Origin of the sequence: Halarcobacter ebronensis (assembly GCF_013201825.1) — a bacterium.
Classification (GTDB): Bacteria; Campylobacterota; Campylobacteria; order Campylobacterales; family Arcobacteraceae; genus Halarcobacter; species Halarcobacter ebronensis.
This window is the reverse complement of record NZ_CP053836.1, coordinates 1,976,766-1,997,219: the sequence shown is the minus strand read 5'-3', so window position 1 is coordinate 1,997,219 and position 20,454 is coordinate 1,976,766. Positions and strand designations below refer to the sequence as shown.

Genomic DNA, 20,454 nt, shown 5'->3' with positions numbered 1-20,454 from the left:
AGAGGTTATAAAAATTAAGCAACAGCTTTTTTAGCGTACTCTATACCCAAATCAAAAGCTTTATTGTTTATATCATGAACTTTTTCAGGTACTTTTGAAAGCATTGCAGCTCTTAAAATTTCATCATCAACAGTATGTCCTGTCATATAGTTTGCAATAGACAGAGCAAGTACAGATTGAGTGATAACATTTCCAACTTCCTCTTTAGCTATTGTAATAATTGGAATCTCATAGATATTCCATGTTTTTTTATCTTCATCTGTAGGAGTTACTAAATTTGGTTCAATAACAATTGTTCCTCCTGGTTTAACCCCTTTTTTAAATTGGTCATATGAAACTTGTGCAACAGAGAGCATAAAATCAATCTCACCATCATTTGCGTATGGATATAAAATTGGATCATCCTCTAAAGTAATATCAACAACAGTTGCTCCACCTCTTACTTGTGAAGTATAAGTTGCAGTTTTAAGTCCATACCCTCCAGCTTTTATTTTAGCAGCTGCAAAAATAGAGCCTGCAAGAAGTACACCTTGTCCACCAACACCTGTAAATCTCATTAATGTTCTAGCCATGATGTTCCTCCTTAAAATTGTACCATTGTTTTATTTTGGTGAGCTTCTTTAACTTTTGCATACATATCAGTATACTCCCTTGCTTCAGTATCTTCTTTTAATACTCCTGTAGGAAAAAGTCCTTTTTTCTCACTCTCTTCCATTTTGTCATATTTAGTTTTTGGTACTGTAATTGAGTCAATCCACTCTAAGTTTGCCATAGCTGAATTCATCTTATTTTTTCTACCAAGATTTACATGGCAGTTTGAGAAAATATCAAAAAATGAGTATCCTTTATGTTCTAATCCTTTTACAAAAACTTTCTCTAATTTTTTTGGATCCAACATAGTCTCTCTTGCTACAAAAGAAGCTCCAGCAGCAGCTGCTAATTCACAAGCATTAAAAGTAGGATCAATATTTCCTCTTTTCATAGTAACTGTCCACATCCCTTGTGGAGTTGTTGGTGAAGTTTGAGAGTTTGTAAGACCATAAATGAAGTTATTAATCACAATATGATTTATATCAATATTTCTTCTACATCCATGAATAGTATGGTTTCCTCCAATTGCCAAGCCATCTCCATCTCCTGTAATACAGATAACTTTTTTATCTGGATTTGCCATTTTTACACCAGTTGCATAGGCAATTGCTCTACCATGAGTTGTATGGATTGTATTACAATTGATATATGAAGAGAATCTTCCAGAGCATCCAATACCAGATACTACACAAACATCATCCATATTCCAACCAAGTTTATCAATAGCTCTAATTAGTGCTTTTAAGATAACTCCGTCACCACATCCCCAACACCAAAGTGTAGGCATTTTGTTTGTTCTTAAATATTCATCATAATTAAAAGCCATCTTACATTCCTTTCACTTTTTCCATAATTTCAAGTGGTGCAATTGGTCTACCATTTGCTCTAAATAGAGTTTCAAAATCTCTTCTTCCACTTGCTCTTTCAATCTCTTGGATATATTGCCCCATATTAAGTTCAGTAACTAAAACTTTTTTAAATTTATCGCAAAGCTCTTTGATTTTTGCTTCTGGACTTGGCCAAAGGGTAATTGGTCTAAACATACCAACTTTTATCCCCCCAGTTCTTAATCTATTTACAGCTTCTCTAACAGATAGAGCTAAAGAACCATATGCAATTATCATAATCTCTGCATCTTCTAACATATACTCTTCATATGATTCAATTTCATCAAGATGAGCTTCAACTTTATTAAATAATCTTTCAATTAGATTTTGACACAGAGTCGCATCTTCTGTTGGATGTCCATTAAAATCGTGATGTAGTCCTGTATAGTGATATCTATAACCTTTAAACATTGGGTTTAAAACAGCAGCTTCATCTTTTGCTACATTATATGGCTCATACTCTTTTGGATTACCTTCAAATATTTTTCTTGGTTTGATACTATCTTTTACATCTTGTAAATCTGGAAGTACTGCACGTCCAGACATATGTCCTATTGTTTCATCTAAAAGTACAAATACTGGTTGCATAAATCTATCTGCAAGATTAAATGCTCTTACAGTCTCTGTATAACACTCTTCTAAATTAGAAGCACAAACAGTAATTGATTTATAATCTCCATGTGTTGGAGCTTTTGCTTGATTAATATCTCCTTGTTGTACCCTAGTTGGAAGACCAGTTGATGGTCCACCTCTCATTACATTTATAATTACTAAAGGTACTTCTGCAATATATCCAAGACCAATATTTTCTGATTTTAATGAAATCCCTGGTCCTGAGGTTGCAGTAAGAGATCTTTTCCCACTCATTGCTGCACCAAGTGCTGCACAAATACCTGCTATTTCATCTTCCATTTGAATAGATGCTCCACCATTTTTAGGCAGTAAATCAGAGATAGTATGCATTATTTCGCTTGATGGAGTGATTGGATACCCACCAAAGAACTCACATCCAGCATCAACTGCAGCTATTGCAGCTAAATCATTTCCTGTTGAAATTAATTCTCTTGCCATCCCTTCTCCTTACGCACTAAGTTTTCTGTAGTTGTTGTTTTTAATTGCTTCTGCTCTACTTTTTGATTCATCAGTTAGCTTTGCAAATTTAAACTCTTTTTTATCTGCAACATAAATTGCAAAATCTGGACATGATAATTCACAATCAGTACATCCAATACATGATTCTGGATTAACAATCTCTACCATGGCACCTAGTGTCGAAGTTGGTTCTTGTCTCATTGCAAGTACTCCTGCTGGACAAACTGATACACAAACATCACAGGCTTTACATCTGTTTTCATTAACCCAAACAGGTGTATTCTCTGGAGCTTCTAAAATCGCCATTTTTCCCCCTTGAAGTATATTGATAGTTGAGCAGAAATTCTCAATTATTCTTGAAGTATGATAACTAATTAACTAATTAAAGTTAATTTAAATCTTCAATAATAAGTGTATAATTTCATTTTTGTTACTATCTGGAACAATAAAAAATATAAAAAAATGTTATAAAAAACTATAATTATTTAATATAGTTAATATATTTTTTTGTTTGGCTTATGATAGTCTAATCTCACTTATTTTAAATAAAATATTAGGTATAATCACTAAAATTTATATGAAGGTATTTTTTTGGTTTTATATCAGCCAAATAATGGTTACTGCTACAATAGTGATACCCATTTTTTGTATAGCTTTATTCTTGAAAATTTGAAGAAATTTAAAAATATTCAAGGGGAACTTTTAGACATTGGTAGTGGCAGTGGAATATTGGGACTTTTAGTTTCAAGGGATAATAAAAAACTTAAGCTAAATCAATGTGAAATACAAAATATATTTCAAGAGTTATCAGTAAAAAATGCACAATGTAATGGTATTGAAACAACAATGTACAAAGGCTCTTTATTAGACATAAAGTTTGATAAAAAGTTTGATATATGTATTTCAAATCCACCATTTTATCACTGTGATGTAATAAAAAGTGAAAATGAAAACCTTAAAATTGCAAGATATAATGATAGTTTGCCTTTAGATAAGTTTGTTAAAAAAGTTTCAAATATATTAACTAACAGTGGTAAGTTTTTTTTCTGCTATGATGTAAAACAGTTAAATGAAATAATTAAAGTTTTAAGTGATAATAGGCTTAATATAGAGGCTTTACAATTTGTTCATCCAAAAGAGGATAAAGATGCTTCTTTAGTTTTAGTATATGCTAGAAAAGAGTCAAAATCTTTACTAAAAGTTTTAGAACCTTTAATAGTATTTGAAAATGATGATTTCTCTTTAAAAGCTAAAGAGATTTATAAAAAGAGTTCAACACATAGTATAAAAGTGGAAATATGAGTATTATCAAAAAAGAGGGTTTTAATTTTGCCTTTGATCCAAAAGGGTGTGAAAGTTGCCAAGGTAATTGCTGTATAGGTGAAAGTGGCAATATATGGATAAACAAAGAAGAGATGATAAACTTAAGTGAGTATTTAAAAATATCTTTAGATGAAGTAATGTTTAGTTTTTTAGAAAAAAGAGGGTATAAGTATAGTATTAAAGAAACAAAAGTGGCTGAAAATAATTATGCATGTGTATTCTTTGATTTAGAAAGAAGAGCATGTTCAATATATGAAGTAAGACCAGTTCAGTGCCGTACTTTTCCATTTTGGGATTACTTTAAAACAAAAGAGGATGAGGTTAAAAAAGAGTGTCCAGCTATTTTAGATATATAATTATAATTTTTTTATTGTTCTTAATTACAGGTTGTAGCCTAATGCAACAGCCAGATAATAATTTGATAAAAACAAATTTTAAATACAAAGTTTATGCCCAAGAGGATAGGGATATTCTTTTTGCATTAGAGTATTTAAAAAATGGTAATCAAAAAGATTCAGCTTTACTTTTTGAAGAGTTGTTCCTAAATACTTTAAATGATGAATATCTTTTAGAATCTGTAAAATTGAAATTTGCATTAAAAGAGTATGAGAACATAGTTACTTTAGTAGAGAGTAATAAAGAGAATCTTAAAGCAAATGAAGACTCAATTTTAAAAATATATATTTTGTCTTTACTTCAAATGAATCAGTATGAAAAAGCAGAAATAGAGATCTCAAAACTTTTAGAAAAAGATGAGAGTGAAGCAAACTTTGAACTACTTGGTAATATCTATATTCAAAGAGCAGAGTTTGTAAAAGCAAAAGAACTATTTGAAAGATTATATGAAGAGAAAAAGTCAGCTAATGCTCTGATTAGTTTGGCAAATATTATGTTTTATGATACAAATGAAAAACAAAAAGCAACAAAACTACTTCAAACATATGTAACAATGAACGGCTGCAAAAATATTGTTTGTTCAAAACTTTTAAAATTTTATGAAGAAGAGAATAATTTGGATGGAGTTATATTAGTTTTAAAAAGAACCTATTATGATTTTCAAGAGAGCAATGAAACTGAGACAAGAAATAAAATCTATAATCTTTTGATGTTTTACTTAGAGAAAAAAGGTATTAACGAAGAGATAGCCTTTTTGGAAGAGAGTAAAGCAAATGATAAAAAACTATTATCTTTATACAGGGACAATAACCAATATGAAAAGGCTTATTTTTTAGCAAATAAACTCTATGAAAAGAGTTTAAATATTGACTATTTAGCGCAAATTGCAATTTTAGAGTTTGAAATGGCAAAAGATAAAAGAAAAGTTTTAGATAGTGTAATAAAAAAATTTAATGATGTATTAACTGTATTAGATAATCATGTTTATCAAAACTATTTAGGATATATTTTAATTGATTTTGATATTGATGTGAAAAAAGGAATAATGTTTGTAAAAAAAGCATTAGAGAAAGCTCCAAACAACCTTGCATATATTGATTCTTTAGCTTGGGGACAATATAAACTAAAAGATTGTAAGAATGCATATATAAATATGAAAAAAGTTGTAGATACAGTTGGAACAGAAGAGGAAGAGATTAGAATTCACTGGGAAAAAATCAAGGAGTGTAGTAAGTGATTTTAGATGAGATAAATAGAAGAACAAGAGAAGATGTTGAGAGAAGAAAAAAGGAGTACTCACTTGATTGGTTAGGAAGAAGCTTAAGTATCAATCCTTTTCCTCCAAGAGATGTAAAACCATATTTAACTTCAACAAAAGAAGAACCAATAAGGATTATTGCTGAGGTTAAAAAAGCAAGTCCTAGTAAAGGTGTAATAAAAGAGGATTTTGATCCACTTATAATTGCTCAAGAGTATTCAAATAATGGCGCAAATGCTATCTCTGTTCTAACTGAACCTCACTATTTTCAAGGTAATTTGGAGTATCTTACACAAATAAGAAGATATGTCCCAACACCACTTCTTAGAAAAGATTTTATCTTAGATAAATATCAAATTGTTGAAGCACTTGTTTATGGTGCAGATTTTATTTTACTTATAGCAAAGAGTTTGAGTACAAAAGAGTTAAAAGAGTTATATGAGTATGCTCTTCATTTAGGATTAGAAGTTTTAGTTGAAATTCATGATAAAGAGGATTTGAAAAAAGCTATGAAATGTGGAGCCAATATAATTGGAATAAATCATAGAAATTTAGAGACTTTTGAGATGGATATGAATCTTTGTGATGAATTAATACCAATGATACCCAATGGAAAAATTATAGTTGCAGAATCAGGAGTTTCAAATATTGAAACGATTAAAAGATTAAATTCAATTGGTGCTGATGCTTTTCTAATAGGGGAGCATTTTATGAGAGTGCCTTCTATTGCTGAAGAACTTACAAAATTTAAAAAGGCTGTTTTATAACAGCTTTTATTTTATATTTTTCAAGTGAATTTTATTATTGAGTTTATGGATTTAAAATTTGATATGTTAAGGTTTATAAGTAAGTCGTAGACTTTGGCTATATTGTAAAACTTCAGAATCGTGTACAGGGAAGCTTATTGTTGGATCATTAAACTCAGCACTTGCCTTTGCTCTATCACTAAATTCAACTTTATAGGCTTCTTGAAAGAGTTTGTTTCCACTATTTTTATTTGCAATACTTTGAAGAGAAGAGGAGCTTGGTTGTATTGCTGAGTCATATCTATTATAATCACTAGATATTTGCATAATACTCTCCTATATCTCTTGGTCAAAGACACTTTGGAGTATCTCTTCTTCTGACATTTCTCTTTTTTCTCTCTCTTTAGGAGGGTTCTTAATCATAAGTACCATCTCTTTTAAGTCATGAAGATTGTATTTTGTAAGGTTCTTTAAAAGAGTATCATTTATCATCTCTTTTTTCAAAGTATCATTATTTATCATTTTATTAATAGCACTTTGTATATTTCTTCTTGTCATTTCAAAGACTTGTTCCTCTTCAGTTAGAACCTTACACTCTCTTTCTAGATAGTCTAAAACACTATCACCTTGATATTTGTAAGTTTTTACTGAGTTATAGGTAAATTCTTGATGTTTTAAATTTTCTATTAATAGATTTGAAAATACAAAACCTCCAACGTCAACAATTCCAACTAAACTTTTAAGGGGGTTGTGAGAACAGATGTAGTCCTCTTTTACTTTTAGAGGAGAGTACTCCAAAGAGGTAATATTGTTTTTAAGTACAATAAAGTTTTTACCAACTTCAATTGGTCCACCTTTTAAAGTAGTTAGCTCATTTTTATAAGCTAAAAAGTTTCCTCCAACTCTTTTTGGACACCCTTCCAAAGTTGTTAGAACATTATCACTTATATCAAATTCACCTGAAACTTCATGAAATCTAAGAGGAAGTTTTGAAAGGTTTTCTAGTTTTTTAGAAAGGTTTACATCACCTTGAACTTTTACTGAGTTGTCTTTTAAAATATGGTAATCTTTAACTCCATGTTTCCCAAGCCATTTTTTAATATCTTCTTTATCTGTTAAGTCAACAAGAGGTTTTAAAATGTGACCAATAACCTCTTCACCTCTATATTTCCAAGTTTTTTTCTCTTCATCAAAACTTTTTGTAATATGATTTAAAGAGATATCTGTAATAAGATTCCAACCAATCTCATCAGCTATTTCACTTAGGTTTTTTAGCTGGTTCCAAAAACAGATATAATCTTGTCCAACTGTAATTGGACCACCTTTTAAAGATTCAAGTCTATTTTGCGAACAGTCAAAAAAACCATCTACATATTTAGGTCCACCTTTTAGACTTGTAATTAGATTGTTTGAACAGTTAAAATATTCAACAATACTTCTTGGTGCTCCATCAATTGATGTTAATCTATTATTAGAACAGTTATAGTATCCATAAACCTCTTTTGGACCATATGAAAGATTGTTTTTTAATTCATTATTAGAGCAATCGAAGTCTCCAACAATTGCAGGTGCTCCAAAAAGGATTGGAAGTTTATTATTAGAACAGTTAAAATCTTTAGCTACTTTTTTTGGACACCCTTCTAGTGTCTCCAAGCTATTATTTGAGATATTAAAAAAGCCATCAACAACATCAAATTTTACAGGAAGTTCTTTACCCTCTATTTTCCCCTCTAAACTTACATTGCCATGAACAGTGATATTCAAATCTTCAGAAATAGTGTAATTTTCTACACCTTTTGAAGCTAACCATTTTCTAATATCACCTAAATCTGTTAGATTTTTCATTTAATACCTTTTAGGAAAATTACCTGATGTTTGCTAGATTAATTTATTCGTATTATACCTAAAAACAATTAATTTTTAGAATAAACTTATTTGAATAAAGAGGACCCAACTCTTATCATATTTGAACCGCAAGTAATTGCTAATTCGTAGTCAGAACTCATTCCCATAGAGCAGTAAATAGCCCCAAAAGAAACAACTTCATCATAAATTTTTTTTGTAATTAAAAAAGAGTTTTTTATTGCTTCTTTGTCATCACTATGAGCGCCAATACTCATAACTCCTTTTAATTTTATATTAGGACAATTTTCTAAAATCTTTTTATAAATATCAAGTGCTTCTTTAGGATCAACTCCTGTTTTACTCTCTTCAAAAGCTGAGTTTATTTGAAGAAGACATGACATCTTTTTCTTTTTTAATTCTAGTTTTTTATCCAATTCCAGTGCAAGTTCATATGAATCAAGGGATTGCATTAATGTGGGATTTAAATCTATAAGATTGTTTATCTTATTTTTTTGTAATCTACCTATAAAATGCCACTCAAGAGGTAACTCTTCTAACTCTTGAGATTTTTGTTTTAAATCTTGTACTTTATTCTCTCCAAAAGCTCTTTGTCCAGCACTGTAAAGCATGGCAACATCTTTAGAAGTTGAATATTTTGATACACCAATTATTTTAACAATATGATGTTCAGAGACACGAAGTCTTGCTGCTTCTACCTTTGAAATAACTCTATCTAAATTTTTAACGGCAAGCTCTTTTTCCATTATTCTCCCTTTAAAAATATTCTATTTATATCGTTGTAAATACCAAGTAACATAAGTGAAGCTAAAATCATCCAACCAGCAAGAGTTAAATACATAAATACTTTATCACTTGGTTTTCTTCTTGTTATAATCTCATAAAGATTAAACATAATATGTCCACCATCAAGAGCCGGAATAGGCAGTAAGTTAAGAACTCCTAAATTTACAGAAATCAAAGCTGTAATTGCAAGAAGAGCTACAATTGATGATTGACTTGCATCAGAGATAACTTTTCCAATTGAGATAACTCCTCCAACTTCTGAACTAGGAATAATTCCTTGGATAAGTTTTTGAACACCCATAAATATCATTTTAGATGATTCAATTGTTTTATCCCAAGCATAAGTTAAAGCTGAAAGAGGATTATGATATATTGTAACTATTTTTGGTGCAGGAGAGATTCCAATCATTCTTTTTTTGATGTTCTCTTTAAAGATATTTTGAGCATCAGAGATATGAGGATTAATTATCTTAACAAGAACTTTATTCTCCCTTTGAACAAAGAACTTTAAAGCACCTTGTGAAGAAACTATATACGCTCCAATCTCATCCCAAGTTTTAATCTCTTTGTCATTGATTTTTACAACCACATCACCAACTTCTAAACCAGCTTTTTGTGCAGGAGAGTTCTCTTGTACGTTGCCAATTGTTGGGCTCAATGAATTTGAACCTGCAAGGGCGATTACAAAATATAAAATTGCTGCTAAAATGAAGTTTGCAAAGGGACCAGCAAATAAAATTACTATTCTTTGCAAAGGAGTTTTATTATTGTATGAGTCATTACCCTCTTCAACAAGACCTGGTTTTGTATCATCTTGTCCTTTCATTTTTACATATCCTCCAAGTGGAATCAATGCAAACTGCCAAAGTGTTCCTTTATACTCTTTTGCATAAAGTTTTTTACCAAATCCAATAGAGAATACATGCACTTTTACACCAAAATAACGTGCAGCTAAAAAGTGTCCTAGTTCATGAAAAAATACTAAAAAAGAAAGTACTAGTAAAAAAGTAATTGTACCCAAAAAAAACCCTTAATTTTTAAAATAATCTCTTGTATATTCATATCCTGAATATAGCGTTAAAGCTACTGCAATCCAGAGTAAAATAGTTGCAAAAGGCCAATTCATAATTAGAAAACCAATTGCTATCATTTGAAATACAGTTTTTACTTTTCCTGCCATTGAAGCAGCAACATTCTGTCCGTCAGCAACTGCTACAACTCTAAGTCCTGTTATGAAAAACTCTCTTGATAAAATCAAAAATACAGCCCATCCAGAAGCTCTATCTATTAACATAAGACCTAAAAAACCAGCTAACATAAGCATTTTATCTGCTAATGGGTCTAAAATTGCACCCAATTTTGTCATTTGGTTCCATTGTCTTGCTATATATCCATCAAAAAAATCAGTTACTGAAGCTATTACAAAGATTAGTCCTGCAAAGTAGTCAAGCCAGCTTGCATGCCATCCTTGAAAAAGAAGAGAGTCTCTTTCCATAAGGAAAAGCAGCATTAGTGGAGCTAATGCTACTCTAAAAAGGGCTAAACAATTAGGAAGATTTAGACTCTTTTTCATTATTTAAAAGTTGTCCCACCGTCAACAATTAGTGTGTGACCTGTAATCCAAGAAGCATCTTGTGTACATAAGAAGAAACAAGATTGTGCTAAATCTTCAGGTTGACCGATTCTGTTTAATGGAGAGTATTCAGCAGTTTTTGCTTTAACCTCTTCATAGTTTGTAAATGCTTTAAGTGCATCAGTATCAATAGGACCACCAGATACTGCATTTACTCTAATTCCCATTGCTCCAAGTTCTGTTGCTGCATATCTTACCATTGCTTCAACAGCTGCTTTATTTGTACCATGACCAGCATAATTTTCAATATAAACCAAGTTTCCTGTAGAACTTAGAGAAACAATTGAACCACCACCAATTTTTTCCATTCTTTTTGCAGCTTGTTGTGCACCACAAACAAAAGCATTAACAGTAGCAGTATAGATGTTATTTAACCCTCTTGGTTTTAATTTCATAAATTTACCATATCCACCAACAACTGCTCTACCATAAATCATAGCATTAGAGATAAAGAAATCAACTCTATCAAAATCTTTGTCAATCTCTTCGAAAAGCTCTTTGTATTTCTCTGGTTCTAAGATATTAAATGGATAACATTTACATTTAACACCAAATTTCTCTTCAACATCTTTACAAATATCTTCTGCAACTTGTGCATTTGAATTATATGTAAATGCAACATTTACACCATTGCTTGCAAATTTATAAACACATTGCTTTCCAATACCTTTGGTTCCACCACTAATTACTAATGTTTTCCCTTTCATGAATTCATTCATTATTTTATCACCTCATATTTAGTTAATACTTTTTCTAGTTTTTTCATTGTTTCAGCACTAGGAGCTGTTAAAGGAAGTCTATATTCTAAAGTATCCAATAAACCTGCAAGATACATTGCAGCTTTTATAGGAATAGGATTTGGCTCTATAAATAGATTTTTATTTAGTTCATACAATTTGTTATTTATCTCTCTTGATGTGTCATAATCTCCTTCAAAAACAGAGTGAACAAGTTTAGATTTCAAATTAGGAAGTAAGTTAGCTGTAACAGAGATAATCCCTTTTGCTCCATTTGCTAACATAGGAAAATCTATTGCATCATCTCCTGAAATTACACAAAAATCTGGTCTTTGTGAGTTTATCTCTATTGCTCTTTCAATTGAACCTGTTGCCTCTTTAATTGCATATATATTTTTTACTTCATCATATAGTCTAATAGCAGTTGCTGCACTAATATCTGAACCAGTTCTTCCTGGAACATTATAAAGTACAAAAGGGATCTCTACAGATTGTGCAATTGCTTTATAGTGTTGATAAATTCCCTCTTGAGAAGGTTTGTTATAATATGGTGCAACTGATAAAAGTCCATCTGCACCAACTGCTTGTGCATGTTTTGCAATATTACAAGCTTCGTGTGTTGCATTAGAACCAGCTCCAGCAATTACTTTCACCCCAGTTCCTTTACAAGTTGCAACAGCTATTTCTATACACTCTTTATCTTCATCAACTGATAGTGTAGCACTCTCTCCTGTAGTACCAACTGGTACAACTACGTCTATGCCTTGCGCAATTTGTCTTTTGATTAACTCTTCATATTTTAAAGTATCTACTTTACCATTTTTAAATGGCGTAATTAGTGCAGTCATTGCACCCGTTATAATCTCCATAATCTTCCTTTAACTCTTAAACTTTTACTATATCTTCTGGTAGTTTTAAACCAGTATTAACATTAACTGTATGTTTAGAAAATCTCTCTAAATAGTCCCAAAAGCTCTTTTTTGCTTCATCTGAGATAGTAGATTTTCTTAAAATTTCTTCCATACATCCCAACCACTCTGTTCTAGCTTTTTCTGTGATTGAAAAAGGCTCATGTGCCTTTATCATATCAAAATGTCCAACAGCCTCAGAGTAGTATTTAGGTCCACCACAAGCTTCAATAAAAAACTTCACATTGTGACTCTTTATCTTTTGCAACTCCTCTTCATCTTGTGGAAAGAAGTTTCCAATATCACTCTGTGCAACTAAATCATAAAATTCATCAAAAAGTTTTACCAATCCTTCTTCACCCATCTCTTCAAGAAAAATAGGCTTTGGAAGTTCATAATCTGGTCTCTCTCCAAACTCTGTTTTTGTAATTTTATAATCCATTAATTCTCTTCCCCTTTTTTCAAAATAACAGTTGTAGAGTTTCCTTTGGTTAAATATCTTTTCGCAACTTCTACAATATCTTCTTTTTTGAGTTTTGATACTTTCTTTTCATACTCAAATAGGGGCTTTATATTTCCTCTTACAAAGTAGCTTCCATATAGTGAAGCAACTGAACTTGAATCTTCAAGGGAGAAGATAAAATCAGCCTTTGTATTTATCTTAATTTTTTCGATTTCAGAATCTTTTATCTTCCCATCTTTTATTTCAGCTATTATTTTGTCAATCTCTTTTTTAACATCTTTTGCTTTAACACCTTCGTTACAAACAGCCATAAAGATAAAAACTCCTGGATCAGTTAACTCCATATTATAAGCATAGATTGAGTTTACTAATCTTTTTTCATCAATAAGCTTTTTTTGAAGATACGAACTTTTCCCTGAACTTAGAAGTTCACTAAGTGCAGAAAGAGCAAGTTGATCTTCATGCTCATAATTTGGTATATGATAAGCAATTGCAAGCATTTGAATTTGTGTATCTTTATAAACTGTTATGCTTTTTTGCCCATCTTGTTTTGGTTCTACCATATGAACTTTTTCTGGTATCTCTTTTTCATTTTTTATATCTTTGAAATATTTTTCTGTAGAGGCAAAAACTTCATCTTTTGAGATATCTCCTGCAACAACAACTGTTGCATTTTTTGGTTGATAATATGTAGAATGAAAATTTCTAATATCTTCAATAGTCCAATTTTTTATATCTTGGGTAAAACCAATTGGAGTCCAGTGATATGGATGGTAGATATAAGTATTATTAAATAACCTATATTGTAAATATCCCATTGGATTATTATCTGTTCTCCATCTTCTCTCTTCTGCAACCACATCTCTTTCTGGTTGGAACTCTTCATCTTTTAGCGTTAAATTTTGCATTAATTCTGCAAAAAGTTCTAAAGATTTATCCATATTTTTAGAGCTTGATTTTATATAATATTTTGTATAGTCAAATGAGGTAGAAGCATTGTTTACCCCACCAAATCCTTTTACAATCTCATCAAATTCACCAGCTTTTAAATTCTTTGTTGATTTAAAATTTAGATGTTCAAGCATATGTGCAATACCTGATTTCCCCATCATTTCATTTCTACTTCCAACATTGTAGAATATATTTGTAGATACAACATTCGTACCATTATCCATTGGAATTGCAACTATTTTTAATCCATTTTCTAAAGTTTTTTCATAATATTTTGGTAAACTCTGAGCCATCAATTCTCCCATAAAAATTGTCAATATAAAAAGATAAAAAGATAATAATTTTATCTTTTTTAAATTTGTCATTTATTTAACCTTTGTTATTTTAAATCTGAACCAATAACTTCACTAATGTTATTGAATCCATCTTTTTCCATAAGTTCTAAAATACCTTCGTTTATCTCTTTTACAACTGAAGGACCTTCAAAAATCAATCCTGTGTAAACTTGTATCAAAGAAGCACCTGCTTTTAATCTTTTGTATGCCTCTTCTGCATTAGAAATTCCTCCAACTGAGATAAGAACTGTTTTACCATATAACTCTTTAGCAATCTCTTTAAAAAGTTCATAAGATTTTTGGGTTAAACAAGCTCCACTCAATCCTCCAAAATCTTTTGCATTAGGAACTAAAGAGTAATCAATAGTTGTGTTTGTTGCAATAATCCCTGCTGCTCCTGCATCAACTGCTGTTTTGCAAAGTTCAATTGCTGTAGAGGCTTCCATATCTGGAGCAATTTTAAGAAAAACAGGCTTTGTTGTCATCTCTTTTGCCATAGAGAATAGCTCTTTAATAAACTTTTCATTTTGCAAATCTCTTAAATTTGGAGTATTTGGACTTGAAATATTAATTACCAAATAGTCACTTTCATCTTTAAATTTTCTAATTAATGTTTTATAATCTTGTATTGCAAACTCTTCAGAAGTTGTTTTATTTTTTCCAATATTTGCTCCAACAGGAATTGAAAAAGGATAAACTTTTTTTAGATTCATTAATACTGTTGCTGAACCTTCATTGTTAAAACCCATTGCATTTTGAATTGAGTTTTGTTCAGGAAATCTAAATGCTCTTGGTTTTGGATTACCTGGTTGTGGTCTTGGGGTCATTGTTCCAATCTCTGTGTATCCAAATCCTAAAGCCATCATTGGTTTAACCATAGTTGCATTTTTATCAAAACCTGCTGCTAATCCCACAGGATTTGGAAAATTTATACCGTAAATCTCTTGTTTTAGTTTTGGATTTATAATAAAGTTTCTATTAACCATATAATTATAAATAAATTTAAAATAGGGAAGTATTCTAAGTCCTATCTCTGCTAGACTGTGTGCAGTCTCTGGTTGAAATAAAAATAGTACTTTTTTTAATGTTTTATAATTAAGCAAAGATGTTCCTTTAATAAAAAAATTTTAATATTTTATCGAAAAAGTATTGAAAAAAAGTTGATTTACTATAGATTTGCAAGATTATATAATCTTTGGTACTCGCTACAGTTATTAAGAAGATTCTTCTCTTTATCAACACAAACAATTTCACCATTTTTAAATACGGCAATTTTATCTGCATTTTTTATTGTACTTAGTCTATGAGCAATAACAAAAGTGATTCTATTTTTACTAATCTCATCTATTACTTCAGAGATAATTGATTCACTCTCATTATCTAACGCTGATGTTGCTTCATCCAAAATTAAAACCTGTGGATTTTTATATAAAGCTCTTGCAATAGCGATTCTTTGTCGCTGACCTCCACTTAAGTTTGTCCCAAACTCATCAAGTTTTGCATAAATACCATCTTCCATTTTAGAGACAAAATCATAAGCATGGGCTTGTTTTAAAGCTTCAATAACTTTTTCTTCATCTATTTTTTGCCCATAAGCAACATTTGAAGCAATAGTATCATTAAAAATATAAACTCTTTGGGTTACCACAGAGATATTTGTTCTAAGTGATTTAATATTAATCTCTTTTAAAAGAGTCTCATTAAATAGAATCTCTCCACTATTTACATCATAAAATCTAATTAAAAGATTTATAAGTGAAGATTTTCCTCCACCACTATCTCCAACAAGGGCAATTTTTTCACCTTTTTTTGCACTTAAATTTATATTTTTTAAAGCTTGTAATTCACCATAATTTAGTGATACATTTTTTATATCAATGGTTTCAATATTTTCAGGGAAATTTTTATCTCCTGTTAATATTTGAGGTTTAATTTCATATAAAGAGATAACTCTTTCATGGGCAGCAACTGCATCTTGAAGTTGATTATAGATTGCAGAGAGCCTTTTAACTGGAGTATAAAGCATAAATAGTGCAGCTATAAAAGACATAAAAGAACCAGCTGTTAGTTCACCTCTTATTACCTCTGAACCTCCATACATAATAACAATAGCAGCAGCAACTGCACCTAAAAACTCCATAATTGGAGAACTAAGTTCAGAGGTTTTTACTGTTTTTATATTTATATTAAAGAAGTTTTTATTATGCTCTTCAAATTTTTCAAGTTCCATTTTTTCTGTACAGTTTGCTTTTATTATTTCAACATTATTAAAAGTTTCACTTAAATGAGAAGTGATATCTGAAGCACTCTCTTGAGATCTAAATGAGAGTTTTTTTATTTTTCTAGCTAGAATTGACAGAGGATAAACAGAAATAGGTAAAACAATTAAACCATAAAAAGCCAATTCAGCACTTTGGTAAATAACTACGAAAATTAGAGCAACTATAGTTAAAGTTTCCCTAATAAGTCCTGCAATTTGGTTTGAAACAGCCGTTTGAATTCTATTTATATCATTTGTTAATCTAGAGATTAACTCTCCACCATGTTTTTTTTGAAAAAATGAGATATCTAAAGTTAGAATATGTTGAAGTAGTCTATCTCTTGTTATTCTAATAATATCTTGCCCAATATATGAGACATAATAGACCTGTATATATTTTCCAAAACCTTGTGCTGATTGAACAAGAATTAATAAAAAAGGTATCATTAAAAGCATATCTTTATCTTTTGCAATAAAGACTTCATCTAGAAGTGGTTTAACAATATAAGCTAATCCTCCACTTCCCCCAGCTACAAGTAAAATACCAATTAGTGAATAAAAAATTTTAAGTTTATAATTTTTGTAAAGTGGCAAATAGTATTTAAAAAAGTTTTTCATAAAGCTTCCGTATTTTTTGAATTAAGGATATATTTTATCTAAAATTACATAAAATAGAGGGTTTTTACTTTTTTAAATCCAAACTCTTTTAGGGTTAGATAAAGCAAAATAAATCCACTTAGAGTACTTGCAAAAGCAAGTCCAGCTGCCTCATAAGGGATAATTAAAAGTAAAGAAAAAACTATATTTGCTCCAAGGGCTTTCATAGATATTTTTGCAGCTAAAAACTGTTTTTCATTTGCATAAAGCCATAATGAAAAAATTTTTGCTAAACCAAAAGGGACTAAACCAAGTAGATACATAACTAGAACTAAAGCAGTATTTTGTGTATCAGTTGAAGTAAAAGCACCCCTTTCAAAAAGAAGCCAGATTATCTCTTTGTTAAAAACTGTTCCAATTAATGTAGCTACAAAAAGAAGAACAAAAAGTATTAGTGATGATTTTTTCATTAAATGTAACGCTTTGTTCTCATCTTTGTTTTTTATTGCCTTTGCAATCATTGGAAACAAAGCAGTAGAAGTTGCTATTGCAAAAAGAGCAAGGGGTAGTTGAAAAACTCTATTTGCGTAATATAAATAAGAGATAGAACCACTTACTAAGAATGAAGCCAACCAAGTATCTAAAAAAGCAGAGATATGTGCTGTTGAACTTCCTACTGTTGCAGCAAAAAAGCTTTTATAAAATCTATTCTCATCCTTTTTTTTATGTTTTCTAAAAGTAAATATTTTGCAAAGATTGTGTTTTTTCATTGTCATTAGATGAACGGCAACTTGTAAAAAACCACCTACAATTACTCCATAAGAGAGATAAAAGGTAATCTCATATTTATCCATATTTTTAGATATAAGTAGGGCTATAATCATTGCAATATTTAATAAAGCTGTTGAAAAAGCTGTTGTTGCAAAGTGATTTTTATATTGTAAAAGTGCTGCAATAAAAGTTACACAAAAAATAAGAGGTAGATAATAAAAGTTTATAGCAACTAAAGGTGAAGCTAATTTGATGGTTGCTTCATCAAAACCAAAAGCAACAACTTTTGTTACAAGAGTTGAAAAAAGTGTTACAACTAAAGATAAAATTATTAAAAAGAAAAATAGTTCCAAAAAGACCATAGAAGAGAATCTGATCTTATTTTTACTTTTTGCATAAGAGGGAATAAAAGCTTGTGTAAAAGCACCTTCAGCGAATATTCGTCTAAAAAGATTTGGTAGTTTAAAGGCAACAAAAAAGATATCAGAGTAGATATTTGCTCCAAGAATTGAGGCAGTTAAAAGATCTCTTATAAAACCAAGAACTCTTGAGACTAAAATTCCACTGCTGTTTGTAAAAATCGATTTAATTAACATCTATATCACTTTTATTATTTATTACTAATTGAACGCCATTTTTATAATACCCAATTTGCGCTCTTTTAATTATTATATTAGTTCCATCTTTTGGTTCAAGCTCTTTATCTTTGAAGTAGAGCCTAACTTTTTTATTATCAAAAAAAAGATCTCTTTTTTTATATATACCTTCAATATTTTGTATTATTTCATTTTGATACTTAGTATCCTCAAAATCTATATTAGCATCAACATACATGGTTTTATAATTTTTTTCTTTTTGATTACTATTTAATATCTCAAACTCTGATATCTCTTTTAAGCCAAAATACTCTTTTATTTGAAGTACTTTTATATCATAAGAGAAGCCTTCTTTTAGCTCTTTGGCATTGTTATATAAAAAAATAGCTCTATCATTTTTTTGTTTAATTATGGCGTTATTTGAGCTTTTGTAAATTACAATAGCATCTTTTATAACAAGTGGTTCAATAAGTTTTATTTTTTTATAAAGGGTTGATATTTTATTCTCATTCTCATCTTTTTTTATACTATTTTTTATTTTATCAGTGGTAAAAGTCGCCATAATTGGAAGATGATCAGAAAAGCCTTCACCTTTATGAATCTCATTTTTTATCTGCCATCTAAAAATATTTTTATTTTTAAAAAGATAGTCTGGTTTAAAGATTTTAAAACTATTTTTTACGTAACTCATTTTTTTATTGTCAAATAGAGCAGGGGATACAATAATATTATCAGGAGTATTATAGTTATTTCTAAAAATTGTTGAGAATCTATCTTTATACTCTAAATCAAGCCATAGATTATAGTGTACTCTTTTATCTCTTCTTAATATATCATCATAAGTTATATATTTTTTATCTAAAGTTGTATTTAAAACTTGATTTATCCCTGTTATCCCATTTGTAGAGTTTAACTTTTCATCATATTTTATTGTTTCAAATTCATTATAATTTGAGTTAAAATCTCCAAGCAAAATGTAGTCGTAATCTCTTGGTAATTCATTTACACTATCAAAAAGTGTTTTTGCATATTTTATTCTATAACTCTCATTTGATTTTTTAGAAGGCCAATGGTTATTAAAAATTTTGAATTCAATATTATTAACAACAAAGGTGTTCTCTAAAATAGGTCTAAAGAGTTTATCACTAAATTTTACATCAATAGTTTTATTTTCTACAATTTTAATTGCACTTAAAAATCCAAGTCCTACACTTGCATTTTTAAATTTAGAAAAAGATGAGTAAGCGTATTTTGGTAGTTTTTTTTGTAAAAGTTTTATTAGTTTTTCATTTTCTATCTCTTGAAGTGCAACAATATCACAGTTCATATCATTTAAAACTTTTAAAATATTTGAAACTTTTATATCAAAAGTTTTTTTATTCCATTTAGATTTTTCATTTGGTTTGTACTCTTTATATTCACTTTTATCATTTTCTAAATCAAATAGATTTTCAACATTATAAGAGCATATGGTGATATTTTTTGAATATAGTTGAACTAATAAGAGAGATAATAGAAAAAGGGCTTTTATCAAACCAACTCCAAATGATAAATTAGTTTGATATTTTATCTAAGAGTAGATAAATTCTACTCTTAAGATAAGACTATTTTTTGCTGTTTAGTCTTGATTGATACTCTTGTGGGTGTTTACATACTGGGCATACTTTTGGTGGTTTTTTACCTCTATGTACATGTCCACAGACTTCACAGATCCACTCTTCATCTTCATTATCACTTTCAAACTCTTTACCTGATTCAAGTCTCTCTAAAAGCATTTTATACATATTTTCATGCTCAACTTCAATTTTACCAATTAGTTCAAGCATTTTTGAGATTTGATTTTTCCCTTCTTCTTTAGCAATTTTTGCAAAATCTGGATACATTGTGATATTTTCATAACTTTCTCCAGCAATTGCATCTAAAAGGTTTTCAACTGTATTTCCTAACTCTTTACCTTTAATCATCTCATTATGAGCTCTAAGTTCTAAATTTGCATGTTTTTTCTCATTATTTGCTGCCCTTTGGAAGTGTTCAGCTATATCTCTGTATCCCTCTTTTTGAGCAACTTTTGCATAATACTCATATTTATTTCTTGCCATAGACTCTCCAGCAAACGCTTTCATTAAGTTAACAGCAGTTAAATTTTCTGTAATCATTTCCATTGCTTGACCACAGCAGTGAAGCTCTCCACCACCTACTTTTTGCACTTCTACAACATTTCCACATTTGTTACATTTATACGATTGATACTGTTTCATTTC

22 protein-coding genes are annotated in these 20,454 nt (G+C 29.9%); 4 read left to right on the top strand and 18 right to left on the bottom strand.

Annotation, left to right across the window (positions count from 1 at the left end; all coding sequences use genetic code 11):
* Positions 1-14: 14 nt before the first annotated feature.
* From AEBR_RS09955 to AEBR_RS09940, 4 genes are read right to left on the bottom strand one after another with little or no spacing between them, the layout of a single operon-like run.
* Positions 15-572, bottom strand: a complete 558-nt coding sequence (locus AEBR_RS09955; RefSeq protein WP_129086396.1) for a 2-oxoacid:acceptor oxidoreductase family protein — start codon at positions 570-572, stop codon at positions 15-17.
* Positions 573-583: 11 nt separating this feature from the next.
* Positions 584-1,417, bottom strand: a complete 834-nt coding sequence (locus AEBR_RS09950; protein WP_129086397.1) for a 2-oxoglutarate ferredoxin oxidoreductase subunit beta — start codon at positions 1,415-1,417, stop codon at positions 584-586.
* A gap of 1 nt (position 1,418) precedes the next feature.
* Positions 1,419-2,549 (bottom strand): 2-oxoglutarate synthase subunit alpha, encoded by a 1,131-nt coding sequence (locus AEBR_RS09945; RefSeq protein ID WP_129086398.1) that lies wholly within the window; start codon positions 2,547-2,549, stop codon positions 1,419-1,421.
* Between the two features lie 9 nt (positions 2,550-2,558).
* Entirely contained in the window at positions 2,559-2,876 is a 318-nt protein-coding gene (locus AEBR_RS09940; RefSeq protein ID WP_129086399.1) for a 4Fe-4S dicluster domain-containing protein, read from the bottom strand.
* A gap of 285 nt (positions 2,877-3,161) precedes the next feature.
* On the opposite strand from AEBR_RS09940, the gene AEBR_RS09935 reads away from it, so the two are divergent.
* Genes AEBR_RS09935 through trpC form a run of 4 tightly spaced genes read left to right on the top strand, consistent with a single transcriptional unit; the run spans position 3,162 to position 6,314 of the window.
* The gene (locus AEBR_RS09935; RefSeq protein WP_129086400.1) at positions 3,162-3,872 is read left to right on the top strand and encodes a tRNA1(Val) (adenine(37)-N6)-methyltransferase; all 711 of its coding nucleotides are present in this window, start codon (positions 3,162-3,164) and stop codon (positions 3,870-3,872) included.
* Positions 3,869-4,249 (top strand): YkgJ family cysteine cluster protein, encoded by a 381-nt coding sequence (locus AEBR_RS09930; protein WP_129086401.1) that lies wholly within the window; start codon positions 3,869-3,871, stop codon positions 4,247-4,249. Before AEBR_RS09935 ends, AEBR_RS09930 begins: the two co-directional genes overlap by 4 nt.
* A gap of 41 nt (positions 4,250-4,290) precedes the next feature.
* Positions 4,291-5,526: a tetratricopeptide repeat protein gene (locus AEBR_RS09925; RefSeq protein WP_129086402.1), complete on the top strand. Its 1,236-nt coding sequence runs from the start codon at positions 4,291-4,293 to the stop codon at positions 5,524-5,526.
* A complete protein-coding gene (gene trpC / locus AEBR_RS09920; RefSeq protein WP_129086403.1) occupies positions 5,523-6,314 on the top strand; it encodes an indole-3-glycerol phosphate synthase TrpC in 792 nt (263 codons plus the stop codon). Before AEBR_RS09925 ends, trpC begins: the two co-directional genes overlap by 4 nt.
* A 66-nt stretch (positions 6,315-6,380) precedes the next feature.
* Here trpC and AEBR_RS09915 read toward each other — a convergent pair whose 3' ends face one another.
* The 14 genes from AEBR_RS09915 to AEBR_RS09850 form a co-directional block, all read right to left on the bottom strand.
* Positions 6,381-6,620, bottom strand: coding sequence for a hypothetical protein (locus AEBR_RS09915; RefSeq protein WP_129086404.1), 240 nt, complete (start codon positions 6,618-6,620; stop codon positions 6,381-6,383).
* Positions 6,621-6,629: 9 nt separating this feature from the next.
* Entirely contained in the window at positions 6,630-8,138 is a 1,509-nt protein-coding gene (locus AEBR_RS09910) for a hypothetical protein (protein ID WP_128979465.1), read from the bottom strand.
* A gap of 86 nt (positions 8,139-8,224) precedes the next feature.
* Positions 8,225-8,902 (bottom strand): YggS family pyridoxal phosphate-dependent enzyme, encoded by a 678-nt coding sequence (locus AEBR_RS09905; RefSeq protein ID WP_129086405.1) that lies wholly within the window; start codon positions 8,900-8,902, stop codon positions 8,225-8,227.
* Entirely contained in the window at positions 8,902-9,963 is a 1,062-nt protein-coding gene (rseP, locus tag AEBR_RS09900) for an RIP metalloprotease RseP (RefSeq protein WP_129086406.1), read from the bottom strand. Before rseP ends, AEBR_RS09905 begins: the two co-directional genes overlap by 1 nt.
* A 9-nt stretch (positions 9,964-9,972) precedes the next feature.
* The gene (gene pgsA / locus AEBR_RS09895; protein WP_128979471.1) at positions 9,973-10,515 is read right to left on the bottom strand and encodes a CDP-diacylglycerol--glycerol-3-phosphate 3-phosphatidyltransferase; all 543 of its coding nucleotides are present in this window, start codon (positions 10,513-10,515) and stop codon (positions 9,973-9,975) included.
* Entirely contained in the window at positions 10,515-11,294 is a 780-nt protein-coding gene (locus AEBR_RS09890; protein ID WP_129086407.1) for an enoyl-ACP reductase, read from the bottom strand. The genes pgsA and AEBR_RS09890 overlap by 1 nt, the downstream gene beginning before the upstream one ends.
* Complete coding sequence (gene dapA / locus AEBR_RS09885) at positions 11,294-12,184, bottom strand: 4-hydroxy-tetrahydrodipicolinate synthase (RefSeq protein ID WP_206732071.1); 891 nt, start codon at positions 12,182-12,184, stop codon at positions 11,294-11,296. Before dapA ends, AEBR_RS09890 begins: the two co-directional genes overlap by 1 nt.
* 13 nt (positions 12,185-12,197) lie before the next feature.
* Positions 12,198-12,662 carry a globin domain-containing protein gene (locus AEBR_RS09880; RefSeq protein ID WP_129086408.1) on the bottom strand — a complete coding sequence of 155 codons (465 nt, stop codon included), beginning with the start codon at positions 12,660-12,662 and terminating at the stop codon, positions 12,198-12,200.
* Positions 12,662-13,927, bottom strand: a complete 1,266-nt coding sequence (locus AEBR_RS09875; RefSeq protein ID WP_228712143.1) for a M16 family metallopeptidase — start codon at positions 13,925-13,927, stop codon at positions 12,662-12,664. The genes AEBR_RS09880 and AEBR_RS09875 overlap by 1 nt, the downstream gene beginning before the upstream one ends.
* A gap of 86 nt (positions 13,928-14,013) precedes the next feature.
* Positions 14,014-15,072: a quinone-dependent dihydroorotate dehydrogenase gene (locus AEBR_RS09870; RefSeq protein WP_128979481.1), complete on the bottom strand. Its 1,059-nt coding sequence runs from the start codon at positions 15,070-15,072 to the stop codon at positions 14,014-14,016.
* 65 nt (positions 15,073-15,137) lie between these two features.
* A complete protein-coding gene (locus tag AEBR_RS09865; protein ID WP_129086410.1) occupies positions 15,138-16,847 on the bottom strand; it encodes an ABC transporter ATP-binding protein in 1,710 nt (569 codons plus the stop codon).
* A 44-nt stretch (positions 16,848-16,891) separates the two neighbouring features.
* Entirely contained in the window at positions 16,892-18,193 is a 1,302-nt protein-coding gene (murJ, locus tag AEBR_RS09860; protein WP_129086411.1) for a murein biosynthesis integral membrane protein MurJ, read from the bottom strand.
* The gene (locus AEBR_RS09855) at positions 18,183-19,727 is read right to left on the bottom strand and encodes an endonuclease/exonuclease/phosphatase family protein (RefSeq protein ID WP_172658890.1); all 1,545 of its coding nucleotides are present in this window, start codon (positions 19,725-19,727) and stop codon (positions 18,183-18,185) included. Before AEBR_RS09855 ends, murJ begins: the two co-directional genes overlap by 11 nt.
* A gap of 70 nt (positions 19,728-19,797) precedes the next feature.
* Positions 19,798-20,451 (bottom strand): ferritin family protein, encoded by a 654-nt coding sequence (locus tag AEBR_RS09850; RefSeq protein WP_129086413.1) that lies wholly within the window; start codon positions 20,449-20,451, stop codon positions 19,798-19,800.
* Positions 20,452-20,454: the final 3 nt, after the last annotated feature.

Excerpts from the sequence above, each read along its gene's own strand:
- murJ (WP_129086411.1), bottom strand. The coding sequence starts at position 18,193 with ATGTTAATTAAATCGATTTTTACAAACAGCAGTGGAATTTTAGTCTCA.
- AEBR_RS09940 (WP_129086399.1), bottom strand. The coding sequence starts at position 2,876 with ATGGCGATTTTAGAAGCTCCAGAGAATACACCTGTTTGGGTTAATGAA.
- AEBR_RS09915 (WP_129086404.1), bottom strand. The coding sequence starts at position 6,620 with ATGCAAATATCTAGTGATTATAATAGATATGACTCAGCAATACAACCA.
- AEBR_RS09930 (WP_129086401.1), top strand. The coding sequence starts at position 3,869 with ATGAGTATTATCAAAAAAGAGGGTTTTAATTTTGCCTTTGATCCAAAA.
- AEBR_RS09910 (WP_128979465.1), bottom strand. The coding sequence starts at position 8,138 with ATGAAAAATCTAACAGATTTAGGTGATATTAGAAAATGGTTAGCTTCA.
- AEBR_RS09865 (WP_129086410.1), bottom strand. The coding sequence starts at position 16,847 with ATGAAAAACTTTTTTAAATACTATTTGCCACTTTACAAAAATTATAAA.
- AEBR_RS09880 (WP_129086408.1), bottom strand. The coding sequence starts at position 12,662 with ATGGATTATAAAATTACAAAAACAGAGTTTGGAGAGAGACCAGATTAT.
- AEBR_RS09850 (WP_129086413.1), bottom strand. The coding sequence starts at position 20,451 with ATGAAACAGTATCAATCGTATAAATGTAACAAATGTGGAAATGTTGTA.
- AEBR_RS09905 (WP_129086405.1), bottom strand. The coding sequence starts at position 8,902 with ATGGAAAAAGAGCTTGCCGTTAAAAATTTAGATAGAGTTATTTCAAAG.
- AEBR_RS09950 (WP_129086397.1), bottom strand. The coding sequence starts at position 1,417 with ATGGCTTTTAATTATGATGAATATTTAAGAACAAACAAAATGCCTACA.
- AEBR_RS09875 (WP_228712143.1), bottom strand. The coding sequence starts at position 13,927 with ATGGCTCAGAGTTTACCAAAATATTATGAAAAAACTTTAGAAAATGGA.
- AEBR_RS09955 (WP_129086396.1), bottom strand. The coding sequence starts at position 572 with ATGGCTAGAACATTAATGAGATTTACAGGTGTTGGTGGACAAGGTGTA.
- AEBR_RS09925 (WP_129086402.1), top strand. The coding sequence starts at position 4,291 with ATGCAACAGCCAGATAATAATTTGATAAAAACAAATTTTAAATACAAA.
- AEBR_RS09890 (WP_129086407.1), bottom strand. The coding sequence starts at position 11,294 with ATGAATGAATTCATGAAAGGGAAAACATTAGTAATTAGTGGTGGAACC.
- pgsA (WP_128979471.1), bottom strand. The coding sequence starts at position 10,515 with ATGAAAAAGAGTCTAAATCTTCCTAATTGTTTAGCCCTTTTTAGAGTA.
- AEBR_RS09945 (WP_129086398.1), bottom strand. The coding sequence starts at position 2,549 with ATGGCAAGAGAATTAATTTCAACAGGAAATGATTTAGCTGCAATAGCT.